The organism is Streptomyces torulosus (assembly GCF_001419765.1).
Taxonomy (GTDB): domain Bacteria; phylum Actinomycetota; class Actinomycetes; order Streptomycetales; family Streptomycetaceae; genus Streptomyces; species Streptomyces torulosus.
This window is the reverse complement of the sequence record NZ_LIRK01000064.1, coordinates 1-22,571: the sequence shown is the minus strand read 5'-3', so window position 1 is coordinate 22,571 and position 22,571 is coordinate 1. Positions and strand designations below refer to the sequence as shown.

The window sequence follows — 22,571 nt, the reverse complement described above, 5'->3', positions numbered from 1 at the left end:
GCCCCGAACGGTCTTGGGCGCGCTGGTCCCCACCAGGTACGGCCAGAGGCGACGGGGAGGCCCTGAACCATCCTCTGGTGGAGCAGGGGCCCCGCACGCTGACGCCGTACCCGGTGTCGCAGATCGCACGACCACGTCAGCCCGATCAGCCCAGGACGCCGCAAGCTCACAAGCGGACGATCACACGATCGAGCTAATTCGGCCTCGTGCGCAGTCTGTGGCAGCAGCTACCACCCCTCGACCGACGGCGTCCCGGTCACCCGCATCCGGGGGAAGGCTCCCCGAGCCCGCCCCGCTCGGCCCGCCGGCCCGAGGCCGACCCCGGCACCAGCCCGAGGCTGGCCCCGGCTCAGACCACCGGCGCCGCCAGTTCCCCCGTGCCCAGTTCGTCGGTGCCCAGGAAGGACTCGCCGTACTGCTCCAGGGGCCAGCCCGGGCGGTAGATCGTGTCGAGGTAGCGTTCGCCGAGGTCGGGGGCGATGGCGACCGCGGTGAGGTCGGGGGAGCCGTCCCGGTTCAGCCAGTCGACGGCGCCGCTGACCACCGTGCCCGTGGAGCCCCCGAAGAGGAAGCCGCGCCGCGCCAGGCGGTGGCAGGCCCGCACCGTGTCGGCCTCCTCCACCCGGACGACGTCGTCCACGCAGGACGGGTCGAGCAGCGGCGGCGGCACGCTCGTGCCGAGGCCGGGGATCAGCCGCCGCCCCGGCGTCCCGCCGAACGCGACCGAGCCCACGCTGTCCACGGCCACGATCCGCACCCGGCGCCGCCGCTCCCAGAACCACTGGGCGCACCCCATCAGCGTTCCCGAGGTGCCGACCCCCACGAACAGCACGTCGAGCCGCGGGAACTGCCGGGCGATGGCGGGCGCGGTGGTGCGGTAGTGCGCCCGCCAGTTCGCCTGGTTGGTGTACTGGTCGAGCCACACGTACCGCTCGTCGGCGGCGCACAGCGCGCGGACGTAGGCGATCCGCGCGCCGAGGAAGCCGCCGATCGGGTCCGGCTCGGTGATGACGTCGACCCGGCTGCCGAGCGCCTCCATCAGCCCCTTGGTCGCCGGGTTGCAGCGGGCGTCGGTCACGCACAGGAACCGGTAGCCCCGGCTCGCCGCGATCATGCTGAGCGCGACGCCCAGGTTCCCGGACGAGGACTCGACGAGGGTCGAGCCCGGCCCGAGCCGTCCGTCCCGCTCGGCGGCCCGCACCATCTCGGTCGCGGCCTTGAGCTTGATCGAGCCGGCGAAGTTGAAGCCCTCGCACTTGAGGAAGAGCCTGTGGCCGACCACCGTGCGCAGGTCGACGTACAGCTCCTCCTCGTTGAAGTCCGTGGGAACGGATATGACTGGCACTGCGGCCCCCCTGGTGGTGCTTGTCGTACCGCTGCGTCGGCCGTCAGCCGTGCCGGCGCAGCTCGTGGAAGAAGTCGTCCACGATCCGCAGGCCGCCCGTCCGGGCGACCTCGGCGTGGACACGACCGCCGACCGCGAGGTCGAGGACCCCGAGGCCGAAGGGCGAGAAGATCACCGGACGGTCCGCCGGCACGGACGCACGGCCGGTGAGCACGTCGTGGAGCGTTCCATCGAGGAAGTCCCGGCCGCCGGTGAGTTGTTCGGTGAGATGCGGTGAGGTGTCCGCCTTCAGACAGTGCTCGACGTCGTCGACGAAGTTCGCCGAGGCGAGCAGTACCTCGGGCGCCAGGTCCCGCAGCGACACATGCAGCACCAGCGGGTGGTGGGCGAACCACTTGGGCTCGTGCACATGCGGCTCGCCCGCGATCGTCGCGAACACGATCAGATCAGCGGCCCGGATCACGTCCTCGGCGCTGCCGTACGTGACCACCCGTCCGCTCGCGCCGGACCGTTCCAAGTACCCCCGGAAGCCCGCCGCACTGGCCGCGGACAGGTCGTGCACCCCGACCTCCTCGAAGGACCAGCCGGTCGCGGCGAGGAAGGTGTGGATGTAGCGGGCGATCAGGCCGGTGCCGACGAAGCCGACCCGGACCGGGCGGGGCGCCTCGCGGGCCGCGCTCAGCCGGTCGGCCGCGAGCGCCGCCGACGCGGCCGTCCGGGTCGCGCTGATGACCGAGGCCTCCAGGCAGGCGAACGGATAGCCGGTGGTGTGGTCGTTGAGGATGAGCACCGCGGAGGCGCGGGGCAGCCCGGCCGCCGTGTTCTCCGGGAAACTGGAGATCCACTTCAACCCGTCCACCTGGAACGTTCCCCCCAGCGAGGCGGGCAGCGCGATGATCCGCGAGGACGGGCGGTCCGGGAAGCGCAGGAAGTACGACGGCGGGTTGACCGTGTCGCCCGTGTCCCCGGCGCCGTGCAGGCGGTACACGGTCTCGACCAGGTCGACGATCTCCCGCTCCCGCCCCTGGAGCGCCTCCCGCACCTGGGCGCCGGAGATCACGGCGAAGCCCGGAGTCCCGGTCATACGAAGCTCACCTCGTCCTTCGTGTCGTGGTCGGAAAGCCGTACGGGGTCCGTGAACCCCACGAGCACCTCGCGCGGCCCCTCGTAGGGCTCGCGGCTGTGGGCGCAGCGGATGTTGTCGACGAGCAGCAGGTCACCGGGGAGCCATGGGGTGCGGACGGTGTGGGCCTCGTAGACCGCGTTGAGCGTCTCGACGACGTCCGCGCCGATCGGTTCGCCGTCGCCGTGGCGGGTGTTGAAGGGCAGCCCTTCGGGGCCGTAGAGGTCCACCAGGTACGCGCGCACCTCGGGGTCCATCGTCCATTCGTTGAGGAACGCGACCTGGTTGAACCAGCAGCGCCGGCCGGTGACCGGATGCCGCACCACGGCGGGGCGCCGCTGCCGGGTGCGCAGGGAGCCGTCGGGCTGCCAGGCGACGTCGACGCCGTTGGCGCGGCAGTAGCGCTCGACGGCATCCCGGTCGGCGGTGCCGAAGGCCTCCTCGACGGACGCGCCGATCTCGTCGTTGTACGAGCGGGTCAGCAGCCAGCCGTCCCGCTCGAACCGTTCGGCGAGCCCGGCCGGCAGCGCGGCGAGCACGGCCTCCGCGTCGGCGAGGCCCGTCGCCCCGCCCCGGTCGGAGGCCCGGAGGCAGGCGAGGAGCAGCAGGCCCGGGAACTCCCGTGTGTAGCTCGACTCGTGGTGCATGCACATGGGCTGGTTCGGCGGCCAGGGGGTCGAGGAGTACACCCCGTCCGCGTGCGTCCGCCGGGGTGCGAAGGTCTCCCGCTCGCCCAGCAGGGTGCCGCCGCCCAGCTGCCGGAACACGGCCTCGGCCTCGGCCGCGTCCCGCAGCCCGAGGCCCCGCACCAGGACCGCGCCGTGCTCGGCGACGACGGCCCGCAGGGCGTCCCGGTGCCCGGCCGCCCAGCGGGGCGCGGGCACGGCGGGGGAGACCGGCAGCAGCGCGGGCCTGCCGGGGGAGAGGTCCACCTCCGGGAGCGGCTGCGCAACCGGCGGTGCCTCCAGGGCGGTGCGGCGGCGGCCCGGGGCGCCGCGGCGGCTCAGAAAGCTCATGACGACGCCCTCCCGTCGAGGTCGGCGGCGGCCCGTGCGGCCGTCCGTGTGTCGATCAGGGCGGCGAGGTCCGCGAGGACGGGATGGCGGACCACGTCCTTGAGGGACACCGCCCGGTCCAGGGCGACGGCGAGCTTCACCGCCGACAGGGAGGTGCCGCCCCGGTCGAAGAAGTCGTCGTCGCGGCCGATCCGGGCCCTCGGCACACCCAGCACGTCGGCCCACGCGAGGGCCAGCCGCTCCTCGGTCGCCGTGACCGTCGACACCGCGGGCCCGCCGTCCGTGGTGCCGACGCGCTCGGCCAGTTCGGTGAGCGCCCGCCGGTCGGTCTTGCCGTTGGCGGTCAGCGGCAGGCTCGCCCGCCAGTGGAACACCGACGGCACCATGTACGCCGGCAGCGAGGCCGCCAGCCGCTCCCGCAGCACCTCGCCCGGCAGCGGCCGGCCGGAGTGGAAGGCGACCAGCCGGGCGCCCCCGGCGACCACGACCGCGCCGTCGCGTACCCCGTCGACCCGCAGCAGCGCGTTCTCCACCTCGCCGATCTCGATGCGGAAGCCCCGCACCTTGACCTGGGTGTCCCGGCGGCCGAGGAACTCCAGCTTGCCGTCGGGCCGCCACCGCCCGTGGTCGCCGCTGCGGTAGAGCCGCTCACCCGGCCGGTACGGGTCGGTGGTGAAGGCCCGCCGGGTGCGCTCGGGATCGTTGACGTACCCCCGCCCCACGCAGATCCCGGAGAAGACGATCTCCCCCGGAGCGCCCAGCGGTACGAGGGAGAGGTGCTCGTCCACGACGTACACGCGGACGTTGCCGACCGGGCGGCCGAGCGGCACCCGGTCGCCCTCCGGTGCCCGGTGCATCACCTCGTGGTTGGTGTCGTCGGAGGTCTCGGTGAGCCCGTAGGCGTTGACCAGCGGAATCCCGGGCCCGCCGGCGAACCAGCGTTCGGCCAGCTCCTTCTTGAGCGCCTCCCCGGTGACGGACACCCGGCGCAGGTCGGGCAGCGGGCGCGGGCGCTGCTCCAGATGGGCGAGGACGGCTTCGAGGTACGACGGCACGACCTGGAGCACGTTCACCCGGCCGGCCGTGATCCGGTCGACGAACCGTTCGACGTCGAGGATCTCGTCCTGCTCGACCAGCAGGGTCCGCCCGCCGGCCAGGGGCGCGGCCAGCAGCTGCCACAGGGAGATGTCGAAGCACTGGGGCGCGGTCTGCGCGACGACGTCGCCCTCGCCGATCCCCAGGTCGTCGAGCTTGGCGTGGAGGTGGTTCACCAGCCCGGCGTGCTCGCACATCGCGCCCTTGGGCTCGCCCGTGGAACCGGAGGTGAAGTAGATGTACGCGAGCCGGTCCGGGGTGATCTCCATGCCGAGGTCGGAGTCGGGGTGCGCCTCGTCGTACGCGTCCTCCACGAGCAGTTTCTGCGTGTCGGGCAGCGCGGCCAGGGCCGCGTCGAGGGTCGCGGTGCTGCCCCGCTCGGTGAGCACCAGCTCGCAGCGGGCCCGGGTGAGCGTCCGGGCGATGCGCTCGGCGGGGAAGTGCGGCTCGACGGGGAGGTAGACGCCCCCTGCCTTGAGGACGGCGAGGACGGCGGCCATCCAGTCGAGGTTCCGCTCGGTGACCACCGCGACCACCCCCTCACGACCCAGTCCGCGCACCAGCAGAGCCCGACTGAGCTGGTTCGCGCGGGAGTTGAGCTCCCGGTACGTCCACCGGCGGTCGCCGTGGACGGCCGCGACGGCGTCGGGGTGCGCCACGACCCGCTGCTCGAACAGCTCGTGCGCCCGGCGGTCGGGCAGTTCGCGGTGCGGCCCGGCGAGGCCGTCGAGCTGGAGGCGGACCTCGTCGTCCGACAGCAGGCTCTGCCGCGCGTGTTCGGCGCCCGGTTCCACCGCGAGCCCGGCGAGCGCGGTGACGTGGTAGCCGGCGATCCGGGCGGCGGCGCCCTCGTCCAGGACGTCGGTGCGGTACCGCAGCCGCAGCGCGGGCCCGTCCGCGCCCCGCACCGGCGCCACCCGCAGGACCACGTCCCCGTCGAGGTCGCCGTCCGCCCCGGTGGTGTCGAGCACGGTCTCGAACGGCGGTTCCTCCAGTGCGAGTTCGGCGCGCAGGGCGTCCACGGGGAAGCCGGCGTGGGCCGACAGCTCCGCGAGGACGCGCCGGGTGTGCCCCAGCAGGGACCGCCAGGTGTCACCTGGCGCGGTGCCGATCCGGCAGGGCAGCACCCGGCCGTCCACCGCCCAGCCGGTGGTGACCTCCCGCTCGCCGCAGAGCGCGGCGAGCACCTTCGCGTGGGCGGCGAGCAGCGCCGCCGTCCCGTCCGGGCCCGCCAGCATGCCCTCGGGCAACGGCACTTCGTACGCGGCGGTGCCCTTCACGGGATCGCCGCTCCACCTCGGGATCGCGGTCCGCCCCCCGGCGGTCAGCATCCCCTGCCAGAACGTCCGGGCGGTGTCGCCCGCCGTCTTCGACCGGTCCATGTGTCTCCCCCGATTCACTTCACTGTTCGCGCGGGGCGTCCGTCCGGGAGCGCCCCGTGGTGTCCGGTGCCGCGTACCGCACCGTCTCCGTCGCCGGATTCCCGCCCCACCGCGCGTACGGCGGCACCTCCTCGCCCTTCATCAGGAAGGAGTCGGGGGCGAGCACGGCCCCCTCGCCCAGCACCACGCCGTAGTGCACGAACGCCCCGACCTCGAGCGTGCAGCGCGCGCCGATCGTGACGTGGTCCGACTTGAACGTGCCGTCCTCCTGCGAGTGGGCCTGGATCTTGGTGCTCGCGGCCAGCGTGCAGTCGTCCCCGATGGAGGTCAGGGTCCGCTCCGTGATGTACGCCCCGTCGTCGAAGACCCGCCGGCCGATCCGTACCCCCATCAGCCGCCAGACGACGCTCTTGTACGGGGTGCCGTTGAGGACCTGGAGGTGCTTGTCCGGGAGCTTCCACAGCCGCTCCTGCCGCCAGAAGACCGGGTCGTAGATGGAGCACAGCCGTGGCCGCAGCGGCCGGAACCCGGTCAGGCACCGCTCCACCAGCACGTAGTAGGCGACCGTGAACACCAGGCCGGCGAGCGGGGCGGCGGCGAGCGCGAGCAGCCCGGCGGTGCCGTGGTGCCCGTACAGGTCGTAGGCGGCGAAGCCGAGGACGGTGAGCGCGCACAGGTGCAGCCAGCGCAGGAGGACGAACAGCGCCATCGAGCGCAGGTTGCAGCGGTTCTTCGCGGCGAGCCTGCGGCGCAGCTCGTCGCCCTGCCGCAGATGGTCGAAGCGGCTGTCGCGCTCGACGGAGCGGGGGATCTCGAAGGGCGGAGAGCCGAGCAGCCCGACCCCTTCGCGGATCTCGCCGTCGAGCGGGACCAGCACCTTGGTCGCCAGCAGACAGTTCTCGCCGGTCCGGCCGCCGACCGGGTAGGCGATGGCGTTTCCGAGGAAGTTGTGCCCGCCGATCGACGTCCGGGAGACCCGGAACGACGTGGCGGAGTACTCGGCGTTCATCACCGACAGCCCGTCCGCGACCATGGTGCCGCTGCCGACCCGGGTGAGGAACGGCGTCTCGTGCCGGATCTCGGTGCCGAAGTTCGACCCGGTCTGCTCGACCCGCGACAGGTCGTACCCGAGCGCCTTGAGGTAGGGGACGATGTACGAGCTGTCGCCGCACAGCCACGCGAAGAACCTGATGTTGGTGAGGCCGGCGATCGCGCGGTGCACCGAGTAGTGGAAGCCGTACAGGGGGTACGTCCGGTCCGGACGGACCAGCGGGCGCAGCAGCCGCGGCACCACGAGCACCGCGAAGGCGCCGGCGACGACACTGCCGAGGAACAGCGCGAGGGACAGCGCCACCGCCTCGGCGTAGAAACGGGCCGAGGTGAGGTGCGGCGCCGCCGGGTCGAGCAGGACCTCCAGCGAGGGCACGGCGGCGAGCAGCAGATGGGCGCCGCCGACGGTCAGCGGCACGTACAGCAGGAACACTTGGAGCAGCGTGGCGAGCCCGTATCCGGCGCGTCGCGCGGTGCCGCAGGCGGCCGGGCCGACCCGGATGTGGTCGACGTCCGTCCGGCGGGCGGGGGAGCCGTGGAAACTCTGCCCCGCGGGGACGGTCGCGCCGGCGCGCAGCGCGGAGGAGTGGCCGAGCTGGGAGCCGTCGCCCATGGCGGTGTCGATGTCGAGCACGGTGTGCTCGCCGACGAACACGTCCCGGCCGAGGGTCACCGGGCCGGTGCGGATCCGCCCGGCGCGGGCCCGGTAGCCCAGGAAGTGGCACTCCTTGCGGATCACGGTGCCCGCGCCGATGGTGAGCAGATCGGTGCAGACCGGGACGGTACGGCTGAGGATCGTGACACGGGGGCCGATCCGGGCGCCCAGGGCCCGCAGGTACAGCACGTACAGCGGGCTGCCCACAAGCAGGGTCATCGGGCTGGTGTGCAGCAGGGCCTTGACGATCCAGAACCGCAGGTAGGCCGGGCCCCACACGGGGAACTCCACGGGTTTCCACCGCCCGATCAGCAGCCACTTCGCGACCACCGGCAGCAGGCACAGGGCGACGAGGCCGAGCCCGCCGAACACCGTCGACCGCAGATAGACCTCGACGACTCCCGAGCCGTCCGCCACCCACGCGTACCCCCGTACGGAGCCGAGGGTGGCCGCCAGGCAGTACCCGGCGAAGACGAGCAGTTGGAGCGCCCCGCACAGCACGTACCGGGGTGTGCTGCCCGGCGCGGTCGTCTCCGGCGGCGGCGCGGGAGCGGCGGCGGGCGGCTGGGGGGCTTCGGCGAGCGCGGCCGCGAGGGAGCGGACGGTGGGGTGGCCGTAGACGTCCCGTATGGACACCGGGGGCAGACGCGGATGTTTCCTGACCCGGGCGCAGAAATGAGCCATCGTCAGTGAGTTGGCGCCGAGATCGTCGAAGAAGTGAGCGTCGACGGGCACATGTTCGATATGGGTGACGTCGGCCAGAACATCGGCCAGAAGTCGCTCGACGGCGGTGTGACTTTCCGCCGCGTCCGGCTCGGCCGCCTCGACCGCATCCGGTTCTTCCACCACGTGTCGTGGTACTGGCAATGTCATTGAATTCTCCGCGACAGATATTGCGAGGAAGGGCGCCCGGGGGTGAACGGACGGCGCGCGGAATGACGGTGAGAAAGGGGACGGAATGCGGTGACGGGAGTGGCGGAATGGAACAGGCTGGTCGAAGCCTGGAGAATCCCCCGGACTGTGCTGTGCCGCAGCCTGATCCGGGCCGGCCCAGCGGAATGCAATCCGGATTCTTTCGGCACATTACCGAACAGGTCAAGGGAGACCGGGTAATTGACGCTTTCCCGCCCCTTTTCCGATCTCTTCCGACCTGTCGGACCTCGCCCGGCCGCGGGCTTCAGCGGGGAACTTTCCAAAAAGCGGGTACAAACACGCTCCGGCGTTCCACTTCCGTCGCCTCAGTAATTCGGCCAGCACGTCCATGACAGAAAACGAGATACGGAATCACCTTTGGTTTCCGCTGTGTTTCTCTTCGGCATCTGCCCCGTGACGGGGCCGGAGGGAAGCGAGCGGCCCACGCGGAACCGGCCGCGGCCCGCGGCACGGGGAGGTGAGGTCGGCACGCCCAGACGGATACCTTTAGGGCGTGCAGCCAGCAAGTCAGTCACCCCCTCGACCCGAGAGCCCGCACGGGCGTCTCCATCGCGCGCGTGCCCTCTACCGGAACGTCTCCAAGCGCAGGACCGCCTGGCTGCTCCTCAAGGACACCGTCAACTCCTGCATCGAGTACCGCATCCTCGGTCTCGCCGCGGAGGCGGCGTTCTTCACCCTGCTCTCCGTGCCGCCGCTGCTGCTCAGCATGATCGGCCTCCTCGGCTACGTCGACGACTGGACCGGCGCCGACACCATCGCCAGCCTGGAGCTCAACCTGCTGGAGGCCTCCCGCACCGTCCTGTCCGACAAGGGCGTCCGGGAGATCGCCCAGCCCATCCTGGACGACGTGATGAAGGGCGGCCGCCCCGACGTCATCTCCATCGGCTTCCTGATCGCCCTGTGGTCCGGCTCCCGCGCGGTGAACGTCTTCATCGACACCATCACCGTCATGTACGGCCTCGACGGCGTCCGCGGCATCGTCAAGACCCGGCTGATGGCGTTCCTGCTGTTCATCGTGGCCCTGCTCATCGGCTCCGTCGCGCTGCCGCTGATGGTCGCGGGCCCCGACGCGGTGGTCCGGATCGTGCCGTGGTCGACCACGGTCGTCCAGGTCCTCTACTGGCCGGTCGTGATCGTCCTGTCGATCGTCTTCCTCACGACGCTCTACCACGTGTCGGTGCCCGTGCGCTCCCCCTGGGTGGAGGACGTGCCCGGCTCCCTCGTCGCCCTCGGCATGTGGGTCCTCGGCAGCTTCCTGCTGCGCATCTACCTCGCCGCCACGGTCGAGGGGGCCACGATCTACGGCTCCCTCGCGGCCGCCGTCGCCGTCCTGCTCTGGATCGGTGTGAGCGCCTTCGCGGTCCTGGTCGGCGCGGCCGTCAACGCCGCCATCGACCGGGTCTGGCCGGCCGCCGCCACTGCCGCGGCCCGTGCCGCCAACGAGCGCCTGCGCGAGGAGCAGGCCGCCGAGTACGTCGCCCGCGCGGCCGCCGCCCGCTCCCACGACCCCGAGGACCCCGACATGCCCTCCGAGTTCCCGGAGCGCTGGTCCCGCTTCCTCCCCCCGGAGGACGTCACCTCGCGCCTGCGGTCACCCGCGAAGAAGGGCGACGAGTAGGGGCGGACGAGCAGGGACCTCGGCCGGGCGGGCGCGCCCCGGGGGAAGCCGGGCACCCACCCCGGCCCTCCACTCCACGCGTCCCGCCACCGCTCGCGGGCACCCGCCGCCCGGCCCGGCCGCTATGGCTCATCCCTGTGCGCGCGCGTCTACGCCGGCCGGCATGGACGCACTCACCGGCCTGCGGGAGGGCCCGCGGGCCCGTGGCGCCTTCATGATCCGTGCGTGCTTCGACCCGCCCTGGTGCGTCCGCGTGGCGGACCGCGCCCCGCTCACGATCATGCTCATGGTCCGCGGCGACGCCTGCATCGTTCCCGACGCCGGCGACGGCGACCGCGTACGGCTCCGGGCCGGCGACCTCGCCATCGCCCGCGGCCCCGACCCGTACCTCTGCGCCGACGACCCCGCCACCCCGCCGCAGGCCGTGATCCTGCCGGGCGCCGAGTGCGCCTACCCCGACGGCCGGCCCCTCAACGGCTCCATGGATCTCGGCGTCCGTTCCTGGGGCGACCGGCTCCTCGACCTGCTGGTCATCGCCGCGCTCCGCGCCTGGTTCGCGACCCGTGAGGCGCCCGCCTGGTACCGGGCCATGGCGGACCCGGTGGTGGGCCGGGCGCCGCGGCTGCTGCACGACGATCCGGCGCACCCGTGGACCGTGGCGGCGCTCGCCGGAAAGGCGGGGGTGTCCAGGGCGGCGCTCGCCCGGCGCTTCCACGACCTGGTCGGGGAGCCCCCGATGGCCTATCTCACCGCGTGGCGGCTCGCCCTGGCCGCGGACCGGCTCCGGGACACCGACGACACTCCGGAGGCGATCGCCCGGAGGGTCGGCCACGGGAGCGCGTTCTCCCTGTCGAGCGCGTTCAAGAGGGTCCACGGGGTGAGCCCGCAGGAGCACCGGGGGCGAGGGCGGGACCGCCACCGGTCGCAGACGTAGGCTTTTCCCGTGTACGCGGAACGGGCGTCCCGGCTGGGCGGGGCCGTCGTGTGGACGAACAGCCCCGGCGGCCCGGACGATCCCGGCCCGGGGCGGGTCCTCCCCGACGGCTGCATGGATCTCCTCTGGAACGACGGACGGCTGCTCGTCGCCGGACCCGACACCCGCGCGCACACCGTCGAAGGCGCCACCGGCGGCTGGGCCGGGGTCCGGTTCCGGCCGGGTGCCGCGCCCGCCTTCCTGGGCGTGCCCGCGCATGAACTGCGCGACCGGCGTGTGGCGTTGGACGACCTGTGGCCGACCCCGCTCGTCCGTGGGCTCACCGCGCGGGTGAACGCGGCCCGCGATCCCGCGTACGGCCTCGAAGAGGTGGTCCTGGAACGGGCGGCCGAGAGCGAGCGGCCCGATCCCCTGCTGCTGCGGGTGGTCGCCGCACTGGAGGCCGGACGGCCGGTGTCGGTCACCGCCGACGAACTCGGCGTCGGCGCACGGCAGTTGCACCGCCGCTCCCTCGCCGCGTTCGGATACGGACCCAAGACGCTGGCCCGCGTACTGCGGCTGCAGCGGGCGCTCGCGCTGGCCCGCGCAGGGGTGCCGTACGCCGAGACCGCGGCCCGCACCGGGTACGCCGACCAGGCCCATCTGGCGCGGGACGTCAGGGAGTTGGCGGGCCTGCCGCTGGGCGAGCTGCTCGGCGGACGGTGACGGACCCGCGCGGGTGCGCGCCCCGCAGGCCACCGGTCACCAGCCGTCGGCCGGGGACACCGCCGCCGCGCCCGCTACCCGGCCGACGGCAGCGGTGCGAAGAGGTCGACACCGTTGCCGTCGGGGTCCAGGACCACGGCGTACCGCTGGCCCCACACCGCGTCCCACGGCTTGAGCTCGCCCTGGTGGCCGGCGGCGACCAACTCCTCGTACACCGCGTCGACCTCGGCGGGACTGTCGCACAGCAGGGCCAGGCCGGCGCCGCCGCCCCTGCCCCGCCGCCACTCGGGGTGGAAGGACCGCACGGTCTCCTCGGTGTCGAGCATCAGCCGGAGCCCACCGGGCAGCGCCGCCTCGGTGTGCGGCTGCTCCTCCGAGCCCTCGGGGAAGTCGAAGCCGAGACGGCGGTAGAAGGTGACGGAGGCGGCCATGTCCGAAGCCACCATCCCGATCGCGTCGAGTCGTGGAGTCATACGGCCACCGTAGGCGTGCCGCGCACGGCCGGTCTTGAAGGAAACGGACACGGGGTGAAGGCCCGCCGGGAGGCTGTGGCGACTGATCGCGGACGCAGTGGGGCAAGCGCTTTCGGACAACGGACTCTTTGCCCTGCCTGTGAAACAACTGTGCGGCAGGATGGGGGACATGTTCCGTACCGCGCGCACTCTGCTGCCCCTGGCGTTGCTGCCGCTGCTGCTCACGGGCTGCGGGAGCGAGAAGGTCGTTGCGGTGCCCCGCGAACCCCTCGCGCCGAGCCCCGACCGGGCTCGACTCCACGCCCGCGCCGAGGCACTCGGTCTCGCTCCGGGGCTCGTCTACGTCACCGAGTCCCCGGGGTTCGAACTGGCCCGGCAGTCGGTCGGCGTGTACGGCGACGACGGCTTCTCCGCCGCCTACTGGTCCCGACGGAACAGCGCCCAGCTTCTGCTCCTCGTCGACCGCGGCGCGATGACCGCCGAGAACTGCCCCGAGCAGCCCCTCGGACAGGGCACCGGCGCGACGGTCGACTGCGTGCGCGACGGCGACGCCTGGTACCGCACCTCGGCGGGACAGCACGAGTACGCCCGCCAGCGCGGGGACCACGTCGTCCGGATCAGCGCGGTCACGGCCGCCGTCGACCGTGACGTCCTGCGGGCCGCCGCCCGCGCCGCCCACCGGCCCGACGACGCCGAACTGGCCTGCCTCCTCCCGCCCCCGCACCACTCGGCGCCCCACGAGGGGGGAACGCCGCCCCCGCGCGACGGGACGCCCGTCGAACGCGGCGACCTGCCCCCGGTCGGTGACGGAGCACCCGACAACGAGGTCGGCGCGTCAGGCTGACCGACGGGAGGGCGGAGCGGCAGGCAGCAGCCGACCCGCACCGCCCCCGGTCACGCCGTGGAGACAGACGAGGACCCGGCCTTCCCGGCGTACCTCAGGGGGGGGCATCGCCGGGCCGACCGGGTCCACGGACCGAACGCGTGCGCTACTGGGGCGTACCGCCCGGCTGCGGGCCGAACGCCGTCATGAACTGGTCGCGGAACTTGTCCATGCGCCAGACCGGGGTGTCGGAGGCCGGCTTGAGGCCGTCCGCCCAGCCCCAGTCGTCGATCTTCTCCAGCACCTTCGGGTCCTGCGCGACGACCGACACCGGCACGTCGTGGCTCGGATTGTCGCCGGTGACCGTCTTGTTGGGCTGGTGGTCGCCGAGGAAGATCAGGACCGTGTCCTTCGAGCCGTACTTGGCGACGAAGTCGACGATGCTGCTCACCGAGTACTGGATGGTCTTGCGGTACTCGTCACGGACGTCGAGGGGGTCCTTCCAGACCTCCTTGGGGTCCTTGCCCTCGGCCTTCTGCAGGCCGTGGTAGACCGACCCGTCGCCGATCTCCTCCTCCGGGATGGTCCGCGGGATGGGCGCCCACGGGTTGTGGCTGGAGGTCAGGATGATCTCCGCCATCATCGGCTTGCGGCCCGCCTTGCCGTACTCCAGCTCCTGGAACGCCTTCAGGGTGTACTGGTCCGGCATGGTCGACCAGCTGAACTTCGGCCCCTGGTACCCCAGCTGGTCCGAGTCGTAGATGTGGTCGAGACCGAAGAACTTGCCCTCCGGCCACGCCTTCTGGGTGCCCGGCACGATCCCGACGGTGCGCCAGGCGCCGGTGCGGCGGAAGGCTTCGGTGAGGGTGAGCCGGTCGCCCGCTACGAGGTGGTTGTAGCGCGACTGGTTCTTGATCCACAGCCCGGACAGGAACGTGGAGTGGCCGAGCCAGCTGCCGGCGCCCGTGATGGGGGAGCGCAGCCAGCCGCTGCGCGACGCGTACCCGGCGTCCTTCAGCTCCTGCGTCTTCTGCGCGAGCGTCTCACTCAGCGGCTCACCCATCTGCGGGTTGTCGATCGCGGAGCGGCCGTAGCTCTCGATGAACGTGATCAGTACGTCCTTGCCGCGCAGCCCCGTCAGCAACTGGTCCGGCGGCACGTCGGCGAAGGCGTCGACGGCGGCCTGCTTCTCGAACGCCGCGCCGTCCTTCAGCCCGTCGCGCACCGACTCGATGCGGTTCTCGACGAGCGTGGCCGCGCTGTGCGAGGCCAGCGGTACGTCCGCGACCTCCAGGGTCAGGGTGGAGCAGGTGATCCAGACGGTGCCGAGGACGAGGAGCGTACGGCTCGCGGTGTGCCGGTCGCGTTCCATCAGCCGGCTGATCCGCCGGACGGCGAACGTCGTCAGGAACGGCAGGGCGAGCACCAGCGCGATCACGCCGATCGTCGCGGCCTGCGCCGCCGTGTTGCCGAGCGAGTCCTTCATGAACGACCGGGCGTTGTCCAGCAGGGGCCAGTCCAGCACCAGGTCGAACGGCCGGTCGAGGGTCCAGTACGACCCCATGTCCAGCACCTTGACGATCATCAGCAGGCCGAGCACCGCGCCGATGACCACCACGGCCGTGCGACGCGCCTTCGGCGGCAGCACCAGCAGCAGCGCCGCGCCGAGGATGCCCTCCGCGGGGATCCGCAGCAGCCGGCCCACCTCGAACTTCGTCACGTCGTTCGGTACGAGCAACGCGAACATGACGAACGCGATGGCCAGCCCGGTCCCGACCCAGTCGAGCACACGAGCCCGCCGGGGGTGCCGATCCCGCCAGCCCTGGCGGACGGAAGCCCCGTCGACCCCGGCCGCCACCTCGGCCTTCGGCTCCGGTTCGGTCTGCGGCTCCGGTTCGGGCTTCGCATCCGGTTCCGGCTTCGCGTCAGGTCCGGGTTCGGCTTCCGGTTCGGGCTTCGCCTCGGCTTCCGGTTCGGGCTTCGCCTCGGCTTCCGGCTCGGGCTCCGCCTCCCCCTTCGGCTCGGTCTCGGGCTCCGGCTCGGCTACTGGCTCGGTCTTGGCCCCGGTCGCGGACTCGGTTGCCGTCTCGCCCTCCGGCTCGGCCTCGGCCTCCGCCTTCGCATCGGCGCCGGCCTCGGGCTCAGCTTCGGCCTCAGGCTCCGCCTTCCCCTTCGCCTCGGGCTTCGGGTCGACCTCGGTCGTCGACCCGGCCTCCGTTTCGGCGCCCGGCGTGGAATCCGTGTCCGACGCGGGTGCGGACCCCTCCTCGGGCTTCGGTTTCGGCTCTGCGGCCTCGGCGGTGTTCTCGGGGGCGGTGTCGTCGTCCGGTGCGGGTGCCGGGCCCGGAAGCTGCGGAGAGCGTGTGTGCGACAACCCGAAGGTCCTTCCCTGTGGAACATGCTGGAGCTCTGTGCTGGTGGACGGAGTGAGCCGAGGAGCGGGACCGCCTTCGCACCCGTACGCCCATCACTATGCGTACGGTGCGACGACGCTCACCGTTCACTCGTGCTCAGGCCGTCCGCAACCCCTCCACGTGAACTCCGACACCATCCCACCCGGCGGTCAGGCCGAGCGCGGCGCCCCCGTGCTCGCCCGCTCCACCAGCCGCGTCGACAACTCCGTGCGTGTGCCCTCGGGTCGGTCGCCCTCCATCATCCCGGCGAGCAGCCGCAGTGCCGTCGAGGCCATCTCGGACAGCGGCTGGCGCACGGTGGACAGGGCCGGGGTCGCCCAGCGGGCCTCCGGCAGATCGTCGAAACCCACCACGCTGATGTCGTCCGGGATCCGCAACCCCCGCTCGGCCAGCGCCTGGTAGGCCCCGAGCGCCATCCTGTCCGAGCAGACGAACACCGCGGTCGGCGGTTCGGGCAGGTCCAGCAGCTGGAGCATGCGGTGGTGCGCGGTGGTCTCCATGAAGTTGCCGTAGCGGACGTACTCCGGCCGGTACGGGACGCCCGCGGCCATGAGCGCCGAGCGGTAGCCCGCCACCCGCGCGCTGCTGCACATCTTGCGCCGGTACCCGGCGATCACGGCGACCCGCTCGTGCCCCAGGGCCAGCAGATGCTCGGTGGCGGTCATCCCGCCCTGCCAGTTGGCGGCGCCCACCGACACCACGCCCGGCGGGGGTTCGAGCACCGGGTCGATCAGGACGAACGGAACGCGGTGCTGGCCGAGCCAGGCGTATTGGGCGGGGGACAGCTCCGCCAGGTTGAACAGGACCCCCGCCGAGCCCCGGGCGATCAGCTTGTCGAACCAGCCGCGCTCCGGGCGCGCGCCCCGGGTCCGGCTGAGGCCCGCCGAGACCACCACCTCGAGGCCCGCGTCGTGCGCCGCCTGCTCCACGCCGTGCAACACCGCCCCCGACCAGGAACTCTCCAGCGAGTGCACCACCAGGTCGACCATGCGCGGAGGCTTCGACGCCTCGAACCTGGGCCTGCGGACATAGCCGAGCCGGTCCAGCGCCTCGGTGACCCGGCGCCTGGTCTCGGGGGCCACGTCCTCCCGGCCGTTGACCACTTTCGAGGCCGTCGGCACGGACACCCCGGCCTCGCGCGCCACCACCGCCAGCGTCGGCCCGGCCGTCGCGCTCCCGCCACGCACCATCGCGACTCCACCTCTCAGGCCCCGTCCCGAGGGCCGGTGAAATATTCGAGTAGCAAGCGCTCTCTACCGTACGGCCAACTCAACACGGCGGGAAGGAGAGGGAATCAGAGGACCGCCCCGGCCGGGCCCCCAGTCCGTCGACCGTCGCACCGAGCCTTCCGGGGCAGCGCGAAGGCCGCCGCGGGATCACGGCCCGCGACGGCCTTGGGAGGTGACAGCGCTGAGCGAACGGGACTCGTCCGCCATCCGCGCGGGGCCGCGATACCGGTGACGCGCGAGGGGCGATGTGGCGTACTCGTGGGTGCTGGTAGGCCGCTTACTTCCGGGCTTCCGGCAGGTCCCAGCGGGCCAGGTCACGCAGCCATGCCGCGGCCGAACTGTCCGACGGTGCCCGCCAGTCGCCGCGCGGCGACAGGGAGCCGCCGGCCAGGACCTTCGGCCCGTTCGGCATGGCCGAGCGCTTGAACTGGGCGAACGCGAAGAAACGCCGGCAGAAGTACTCCAGCCAGTGCCAGATCTCCGGCAGGTCGTACGCCACCCGCTCGCCCTCGGGGAACCCGGGGGGCCAGGCGCCCGCCTCCGCGTCGCGCCAGGCGTGCCAGGCAAGGAACCCGATCTTCGACGGCCGGTAGCCGTAGCGCAGCACATGGAACAGCGTGAAGTCGTGCAGCGCGTACGGGCCGATCTTGGACTCCGTGGACTGGAGTTCCTCGCCGGGCACCAGCTCCGGGCTGATCTCCGTGTCCAGGATCGCCGCCAGCGTCTCGTTGGTGTCCTCGTCGAACTGGCCGCTGCTGATGACCCAGCGGATCAGATGCTGGATCAGCGTCTTCGGCACACCGGAGTTGACGTTGTAGTGGCTCATCTGGTCGCCGACGCCGTACGTGCACCAGCCGAGCGCCAGCTCCGACAGGTCGCCCGTGCCGAGGACGATGCCGCCGCGCTGGTTGGCCAGCCGGAACAGATAGTCGGTGCGCAGCCCGGCCTGCACGTTCTCGAAGGTGATGTCGTACATCGGCTCGCCCGACGAGAACGGGTGGCCCATCTCCTTCAGCATCAGCCGGGCGGTGGGCGTGATGTCCAGCTCCGCCGCGGTGACCCCGAGGGAACGCATCAGCTTGTGCGCGTTGCCCTTGGTGTGCTCACCGGTCGCGAAACCGGGCAGCGTGAAGGCCAGGATGTCGCTGCGCGGGCGGCCCGCGCGGTCCATCGCCCGTGCGGCGACGATCAGCGCGTGCGTGGAGTCCAGGCCGCCCGACACCCCGATCACGATCTTGGGGCCGCCGATCGAGGCCATGCGCTGCTGGAGGCCCGCGACCTGGATGTTGTAGGCCTCGTAGCAGTCCTGGGCGAGCCGGGCGGGGTCCGACGGCACGAACGGGAACCGCTCGACCCGGCGCCGCAGCCCGAGGTCGGTGGTCGGCGGGTCGAGCCGGAACACCACCTCGCGGAACGCGCCGGTGCGCCCGGACAGCGCCCGGCGGTTGTCGTCGAACGTGCCCATCCGGTGCCGGGACTGCCGCAGCTGGTCGAGGTCGACGTCGGCGACGGCGTACTGGTCGCCCGCGGGGAACCGGTCGGTCTCGGCCAGCAGGGTGCCGCTCTCGTAGATCATGGTCTGGCCGTCCCAGGACAGGTCGGTGGTCGACTCGCCCTGCCCGGCCGCCGCGTACACATAGGCGGCGAGGCAGCGGGCCGACGCCGAACGGCACAGCAGCCGCCGGTCCTCGGCCCGGCCGACCGTGATGGGGCTGCCCGACAGGTTGACCAGGACGGTCGCGCCGGCCAGCGCGGCCTCCGCGCTCGGCGGCACCGGCACCCACATGTCCTCGCACACCTCGGCGTGCACCACCAGGCCCGGGATGTCCTCGGCCGCGAACAGCAGGTCGGGGCCGAACGGCACCTCCGCGCCGGCGACCCGGATCGTGCCGCCGCGCTCGTCGTCGCCCGCGGCGATCTGGCGCTTCTCGTAGAACTCGCGGTAGTTCGGCAGGTACGACTTGGGTGCGATGCCGAGGATCCGCCCGCGGTGCACGACCACCGCGCAGTTGTAGATCCGGTGCCGGTGCCGCAGCGGGGCGCCGAGGACGAGCACCGGCAGCAGGTCCGCCGACCCGGCGACCACCGTCCGCAGCGCCGCCTCGACGTCGTCGAGCAGCGCGTCCTGGAGCAGGAGGTCCTCGATGGAGTAGCCCGACAGGCACAGTTCGGGGAAGACGGCGACGGCGACGCCGTCCTCCGCGCAGCGGCGGGCCTGCCGCAGTACCGCCTCCGCGTTGGCGGGCGGGTCGGCGATCGCCGCGTGACCGGTGCAGGCGGCGACCCGCGCGAAGCCGTGCTGATAGAGCGACCAGAAGTTCACCGGTTTCCTCCGTGGACACCCCGGTGTTCGGCCGGGGAGGACGTGCGCTCCTGCGGAGCAGGGTGGGGAGCCGGAACGCCGTCGAGGCGATCGGGCGTCTTCGCCGCCGGGCCGATGGCGACCTCCAGCAGATGGATGATCTCCGAGTTGAGGGACCGCCGATCGGTCCGGGCTCGATCCACAAGACGTTCGTGGAGGTCAGCGGGCAGGCGGAGAGAGATCCGCTTCTCAGGATCCATGCGGGAATGATGCCACGGTGGCATCGGAACGGCGTTCCGGGATGCCGGAGAGGGGGCGCACTCGGCGGGTCGGGTGGACCCGGTGGGGCTGGCGGACCCGGCGGGGCTGCTGGGCGGGGCCCAGCCTCGGAGCGAGGGCGCCGATGCTCACTTCTCGGAGTCGGACCAAGCCGTCACAAGTGCTCGGCGGTCCGGGAAACGGGGGCCGGGGAGCGCGTCCCGGGTGGGTTCGCCGTTGAGCCAGCAGATGTGCTCGGCGGCCCCGTCGCCGGTGTCGAACAGGCAGCACACTCCTCCGGCGTCGGCGGTGAGGCCGGTGAACAGCTTCCTGACGTTGGCCGACCGCGCGAACAGGCGGCTCATGTCCGATGTCGCCGCCCAGCACTCCACCGACGCGTAGCCGGGGTGCAGCCGTGACTCGAACCGGATCGTCGCGTAGATGTACCCGATCTGGATGCGCCCGTCCGCCTCGGGTCGAGTGCCGCTCGTCTGCGCGTACGCACGTAGTGCGTCGTCGACGTCGAAGAGGAGGGACGTGTCGAGTTCGAGCGTGCCGCTGGTGGAGCAGTCGACCGGATCGCTTTCGAAGTGGGACGTGAACGGGAGGACGAGCCGGTCACCACCGGGCAGGGTGACCTCAAGCGACCGTCCGGCACGGGCCGTTGGCGCCTGTTCGGCCATCGCGGTCAACAACCTGGCGACATTCCGAGGACGCAGATAGATGTCGTAGCTGTAGGTGAGCCCCACGTTTCCCCCTGTCCCTGGACCGAACGCACCCTCTCACGAGCCGTCTCTTGGGCGCTTGTCGGTTGACGAGCTTCGGCACATGGCCAGAACGTCGAGGACGGGAGGCAGACTTGGCGGGGCGGGCCATGTGCAGCGGGCACGCGGCCGAGGAGTCTCACGGGGTGCGTCAGTGGATCTCAGCTCAGTGATCATCGCTGTGGCAGGCGTCGCGGGAACGCTGGGAGGGGCGCTCCTCACCCAGCGCGGCACCGGAACGAGCCAAGCGCCTGGAGATGGAGCTCGTTCGGGACCACGAGGAGGCCCGCGAGAACCGTTCGCTGCGGCGCACCTGCTACGCGGAACTCAACCGGGACGCCCGCCAGTTCACCACCGCCCTCAATCGTCACCTGCACGTCCTGAGAGAACGTGGCGTGGAGCAGGCCGAGATCGACGCGCTCGAAGAGGCGAAGGCCGCGCACCGCGATCGATACTCCGAGGCACAGATGATCGCCCCCGAAGAAGTGCTCAAGCGGGCGAATGCCGTCAACCAGGCCCTGAACAAGGTCTACGGTCAGGTCAAGCGCCTCGAACGGGGTGCTCCCGAACCGGGCGAGACGATGGAGACCGCGGCCCAGGCCCAGTACGAGGTCTGGGAGACGCTCCGCGCCCTGAGAACCGCGATGCGCCGGGACCTCGGTGTCTCGCACGAGGAGTGAGAGCCGGCACCCGCGTGAGGGAAGGCGAAGGCCGCGGTCGGACGGCGAACGCGCGCCTACGCGACGCCGCCGCGCTCAGGCGACCCGCGCCAGATCCGTCCGCCGTACCTCGTGGGCCGGTGGGCGGCCCGCGGCCAGGTGTTCCAGTTCTTCGACGACCGTGCGGCCGAGGCGTTCCAGTTCGTTGCCGAGGGAGCCTGCGATATGCGGGGTGAGGAAGACGTTCGGGAGGTGGTGGAGGGGGCCGCCGGCCGGCAGTGGTTCGGGTTCGGTCACGTCGAGGACCGCGTTCAGCCGGCCGGAGAGCAGCTCGTCGGTGAGGGCGTCCGGGTCGACCAGGGCTCCGCGCGAGGTGTTGATCAGCCAGCCGCCGTCCCGGATCAGGGCGAGCCCGGCGCGGTCGAGCATGCGGTACGTCTCGAGGCTGTCGGGGGCGTGCAGGCTGACGACGTCGCTGGTGCGCAGCAGGTCCTCCAGCCCCAGCGGCTCGGCGCCCAGAGCCGCGGCCCCGGCCGGGTCGACGTACGGGTCGTACAGCGACACCGCGAAGTCGAACGGCCGGAGCAGTTCCAGCAGCCGACGGCCGACGCGGGAGGCACCGATGACCCCGACCCGGCGGCCGACGTTGCCGAGGGCCGCGGTCTCCTCGGGGGTGGGGTGGGAGCGCGTCCGGCGGTAGCGTTCCCGCTGGCCGAAGGCGTCCTTGCCGGCCAGCAGGATCATCGCGAGGGTGTACTCGGCGACCGGCAGCGCGTTGGCGGCCACCGCGCTGGAGACCCGGATCCCCCGCTGCCACAGGGCTTCACCGACCAGCGCCCGGACCGAGCCGGCCGCGTGCAGGACGGTCCGCAGCCGGGGCGCCGCCGTGAGGACGTCCGCGTCGAGATGCGGGCAGCCCCAACCGGTGATCAGCACCTCCGCCTCGGCCAGCGCCGGGGTCACGGCCGGATCGGTGAAGTCCCGCACGACGAGTCCGGGGTCGATCTCGGCCACCTGCCGCAACCGGTCCATGAGCGGCAGCGGGAAGAGCAGAGGCAGATGCACCGGGTCCATGGCGAACACGGCTCGCGGCGACTGGGCGCTGGGCATGGCTCTCCGGGGGTGAGGCAGGGGGCGAGGGGAAGGAGGAAGGGGTTTCGGTTCAGAAAACGTCTTCTACGGTAGATCCATGGCTGAGAGTGGTCAATCATCCCGCCGAGGTGGTGCGTGAGCAGTAAAGAGTCCTCACTGCTCTCGGGGACAGGTTCTGGAGGACTGCTCGATCGCGACAGATTGCTGAAATCGGTTACCCGGGGCGATGGCGGCTCCGACCAGCTCGGCTGCCTGCCCGCCTGTACGCCAAATAGCCGTCAAGGATCCCGCAGGACCGGAATACCGCGAGGGGATGTGGTGCTCTGATGTGAACGGCGGTTCACGAGCGAGCGGGTGTGAGGAGCTGGTGGGCGTATGACGGCAGACCGGCCGGATCCCGTGGTCCGCACACCGTACGGAGACGTCCGCGGCAGGTACGCCCACGGGGATGGGTACGAGGACGGGATCGCGGTCTTCCGCGGCATCCCGTACGCGGCCCCACCCTTCGGCCCCCGCCGTTTCCGCCCGCCCGTGCCGCCCGAGCCCTGGGAAGGCGTCCGCGACGCGGGCGCCTTCGGGCCGACCCCGCCGAAACCGGCCTACTCGGAGGCCTTCGCCCGCTATCTGTCCGACCCCGTCGTCGCGGGTGACGACTGCCTCAACCTCAACGTGTGGACGCCGGAGCCGGGCCCCGGGGCCCG

Annotated in this window: 18 protein-coding genes; 6 read left to right on the top strand and 12 right to left on the bottom strand. The window is 72.2% G+C overall.

The window, feature by feature from the left end:
• Positions 1 to 349 precede the first annotated feature (349 nt).
• Genes sbnA through AOK23_RS05895 form a run of 5 tightly spaced genes read right to left on the bottom strand, consistent with a single transcriptional unit; the run spans position 350 to position 8,539 of the window.
• A complete protein-coding gene (gene sbnA, locus AOK23_RS05915) occupies positions 350 to 1,345 on the bottom strand; it encodes a 2,3-diaminopropionate biosynthesis protein SbnA (protein ID WP_055711681.1) in 996 nt (331 codons plus the stop codon).
• A gap of 43 nt (positions 1,346 to 1,388) precedes the next feature.
• Entirely contained in the window at positions 1,389 to 2,429 is a 1,041-nt protein-coding gene (gene sbnB, locus AOK23_RS05910; RefSeq protein WP_055711680.1) for a 2,3-diaminopropionate biosynthesis protein SbnB, read from the bottom strand.
• Positions 2,426 to 3,484, bottom strand: coding sequence for a TauD/TfdA family dioxygenase (locus AOK23_RS05905; RefSeq protein ID WP_055711679.1), 1,059 nt, complete (start codon positions 3,482 to 3,484; stop codon positions 2,426 to 2,428). The genes sbnB and AOK23_RS05905 overlap by 4 nt, the downstream gene beginning before the upstream one ends.
• Positions 3,481 to 5,961 (bottom strand): non-ribosomal peptide synthetase, encoded by a 2,481-nt coding sequence (locus AOK23_RS05900; RefSeq protein ID WP_055711678.1) that lies wholly within the window; start codon positions 5,959 to 5,961, stop codon positions 3,481 to 3,483. The genes AOK23_RS05905 and AOK23_RS05900 overlap by 4 nt, the downstream gene beginning before the upstream one ends.
• A 19-nt stretch (positions 5,962 to 5,980) precedes the next feature.
• Positions 5,981 to 8,539, bottom strand: coding sequence for a Pls/PosA family non-ribosomal peptide synthetase (locus AOK23_RS05895; protein WP_206336128.1), 2,559 nt, complete (start codon positions 8,537 to 8,539; stop codon positions 5,981 to 5,983).
• Positions 8,540 to 9,092: 553 nt separating this feature from the next.
• On the opposite strand from AOK23_RS05895, the gene AOK23_RS05890 reads away from it, so the two are divergent.
• The 3 genes from AOK23_RS05890 (at position 9,093) to AOK23_RS05880 (ending at position 11,856) form a co-directional block, all read left to right on the top strand.
• On the top strand, positions 9,093 to 10,217 hold the full coding sequence (locus tag AOK23_RS05890; RefSeq protein WP_206336127.1) for a YihY/virulence factor BrkB family protein: 1,125 nt from the start codon (positions 9,093 to 9,095) through the stop codon (positions 10,215 to 10,217).
• Between the two features lie 163 nt (positions 10,218 to 10,380).
• Positions 10,381 to 11,151, top strand: coding sequence for a helix-turn-helix transcriptional regulator (locus AOK23_RS05885; protein WP_055711677.1), 771 nt, complete (start codon positions 10,381 to 10,383; stop codon positions 11,149 to 11,151).
• Between the two features lie 9 nt (positions 11,152 to 11,160).
• The gene (locus AOK23_RS05880) at positions 11,161 to 11,856 is read left to right on the top strand and encodes a DUF6597 domain-containing transcriptional factor (RefSeq protein ID WP_055711676.1); all 696 of its coding nucleotides are present in this window, start codon (positions 11,161 to 11,163) and stop codon (positions 11,854 to 11,856) included.
• A gap of 74 nt (positions 11,857 to 11,930) precedes the next feature.
• On the opposite strand, the gene AOK23_RS05875 is transcribed toward AOK23_RS05880, so the two are convergent.
• Positions 11,931 to 12,329, bottom strand: coding sequence for a VOC family protein (locus tag AOK23_RS05875; protein ID WP_206336126.1), 399 nt, complete (start codon positions 12,327 to 12,329; stop codon positions 11,931 to 11,933).
• A 169-nt stretch (positions 12,330 to 12,498) separates the two neighbouring features.
• Here AOK23_RS05875 and AOK23_RS05870 point away from each other — a divergent pair, with 169 nt between their 5' ends.
• Complete coding sequence (locus AOK23_RS05870) at positions 12,499 to 13,173, top strand: hypothetical protein (RefSeq protein WP_055711675.1); 675 nt, start codon at positions 12,499 to 12,501, stop codon at positions 13,171 to 13,173.
• A 145-nt stretch (positions 13,174 to 13,318) separates the two neighbouring features.
• Here AOK23_RS05870 and AOK23_RS05865 read toward each other — a convergent pair whose 3' ends face one another.
• From AOK23_RS05865 to AOK23_RS05845, 5 genes are all read right to left on the bottom strand, one after another.
• Complete coding sequence (locus tag AOK23_RS05865) at positions 13,319 to 15,526, bottom strand: LTA synthase family protein (protein WP_055711674.1); 2,208 nt, start codon at positions 15,524 to 15,526, stop codon at positions 13,319 to 13,321.
• Between the two features lie 189 nt (positions 15,527 to 15,715).
• Positions 15,716 to 16,756 (bottom strand): LacI family DNA-binding transcriptional regulator, encoded by a 1,041-nt coding sequence (locus AOK23_RS05860; RefSeq protein WP_055711673.1) that lies wholly within the window; start codon positions 16,754 to 16,756, stop codon positions 15,716 to 15,718.
• Positions 16,757 to 17,072: 316 nt separating this feature from the next.
• Positions 17,073 to 19,118, bottom strand: a complete 2,046-nt coding sequence (locus AOK23_RS05855) for an NAD(+) synthase (RefSeq protein WP_055711672.1) — start codon at positions 19,116 to 19,118, stop codon at positions 17,073 to 17,075.
• Positions 19,115 to 19,357, bottom strand: a complete 243-nt coding sequence (locus AOK23_RS51840; RefSeq protein WP_079049315.1) for an Arc family DNA-binding protein — start codon at positions 19,355 to 19,357, stop codon at positions 19,115 to 19,117. The genes AOK23_RS05855 and AOK23_RS51840 overlap by 4 nt, the downstream gene beginning before the upstream one ends.
• Before the next feature lie 147 nt (positions 19,358 to 19,504).
• Complete coding sequence (locus AOK23_RS05845; RefSeq protein ID WP_055711670.1) at positions 19,505 to 20,104, bottom strand: hypothetical protein; 600 nt, start codon at positions 20,102 to 20,104, stop codon at positions 19,505 to 19,507.
• Between the two features lie 272 nt (positions 20,105 to 20,376).
• Between AOK23_RS05845 and AOK23_RS05840 the strand changes: the two genes are divergently transcribed.
• Positions 20,377 to 20,799, top strand: coding sequence for a hypothetical protein (locus AOK23_RS05840; RefSeq protein WP_240496271.1), 423 nt, complete (start codon positions 20,377 to 20,379; stop codon positions 20,797 to 20,799).
• Between the two features lie 75 nt (positions 20,800 to 20,874).
• On the opposite strand, the gene AOK23_RS05835 is transcribed toward AOK23_RS05840, so the two are convergent.
• On the bottom strand, positions 20,875 to 21,888 hold the full coding sequence (locus AOK23_RS05835) for a hydroxyacid dehydrogenase (RefSeq protein ID WP_206336125.1): 1,014 nt from the start codon (positions 21,886 to 21,888) through the stop codon (positions 20,875 to 20,877).
• Between the two features lie 357 nt (positions 21,889 to 22,245).
• Between AOK23_RS05835 and AOK23_RS05830 the strand changes: the two genes are divergently transcribed.
• A partial coding sequence (locus tag AOK23_RS05830) for a carboxylesterase family protein (RefSeq protein WP_157877952.1) occupies positions 22,246 to 22,571 on the top strand: 326 nt, incomplete at its 3' end.

What these genes read in the sequence shown, in the direction of transcription:
- sbnB (WP_055711680.1), bottom strand. Translation starts at nt 2,429, where the DNA reads ATGACCGGGACTCCGGGCTTCGCCGTGATCTCCGGCGCCCAGGTGCGG.
- AOK23_RS05905 (WP_055711679.1), bottom strand. Translation starts at nt 3,484, where the DNA reads ATGAGCTTTCTGAGCCGCCGCGGCGCCCCGGGCCGCCGCCGCACCGCC.
- AOK23_RS05900 (WP_055711678.1), bottom strand. Translation starts at nt 5,961, where the DNA reads ATGGACCGGTCGAAGACGGCGGGCGACACCGCCCGGACGTTCTGGCAG.
- AOK23_RS05895 (WP_206336128.1), bottom strand. Translation starts at nt 8,539, where the DNA reads ATGACATTGCCAGTACCACGACACGTGGTGGAAGAACCGGATGCGGTC.
- AOK23_RS05885 (WP_055711677.1), top strand. Translation starts at nt 10,381, where the DNA reads ATGGACGCACTCACCGGCCTGCGGGAGGGCCCGCGGGCCCGTGGCGCC.
- AOK23_RS05875 (WP_206336126.1), bottom strand. Translation starts at nt 12,329, where the DNA reads ATGACTCCACGACTCGACGCGATCGGGATGGTGGCTTCGGACATGGCC.
- AOK23_RS05870 (WP_055711675.1), top strand. Translation starts at nt 12,499, where the DNA reads ATGTTCCGTACCGCGCGCACTCTGCTGCCCCTGGCGTTGCTGCCGCTG.
- AOK23_RS05860 (WP_055711673.1), bottom strand. Translation starts at nt 16,756, where the DNA reads ATGGTGCGTGGCGGGAGCGCGACGGCCGGGCCGACGCTGGCGGTGGTG.
- AOK23_RS51840 (WP_079049315.1), bottom strand. Translation starts at nt 19,357, where the DNA reads ATGGATCCTGAGAAGCGGATCTCTCTCCGCCTGCCCGCTGACCTCCAC.
- AOK23_RS05840 (WP_240496271.1), top strand. Translation starts at nt 20,377, where the DNA reads ATGGAGCTCGTTCGGGACCACGAGGAGGCCCGCGAGAACCGTTCGCTG.
- AOK23_RS05835 (WP_206336125.1), bottom strand. Translation starts at nt 21,888, where the DNA reads ATGCCCAGCGCCCAGTCGCCGCGAGCCGTGTTCGCCATGGACCCGGTG.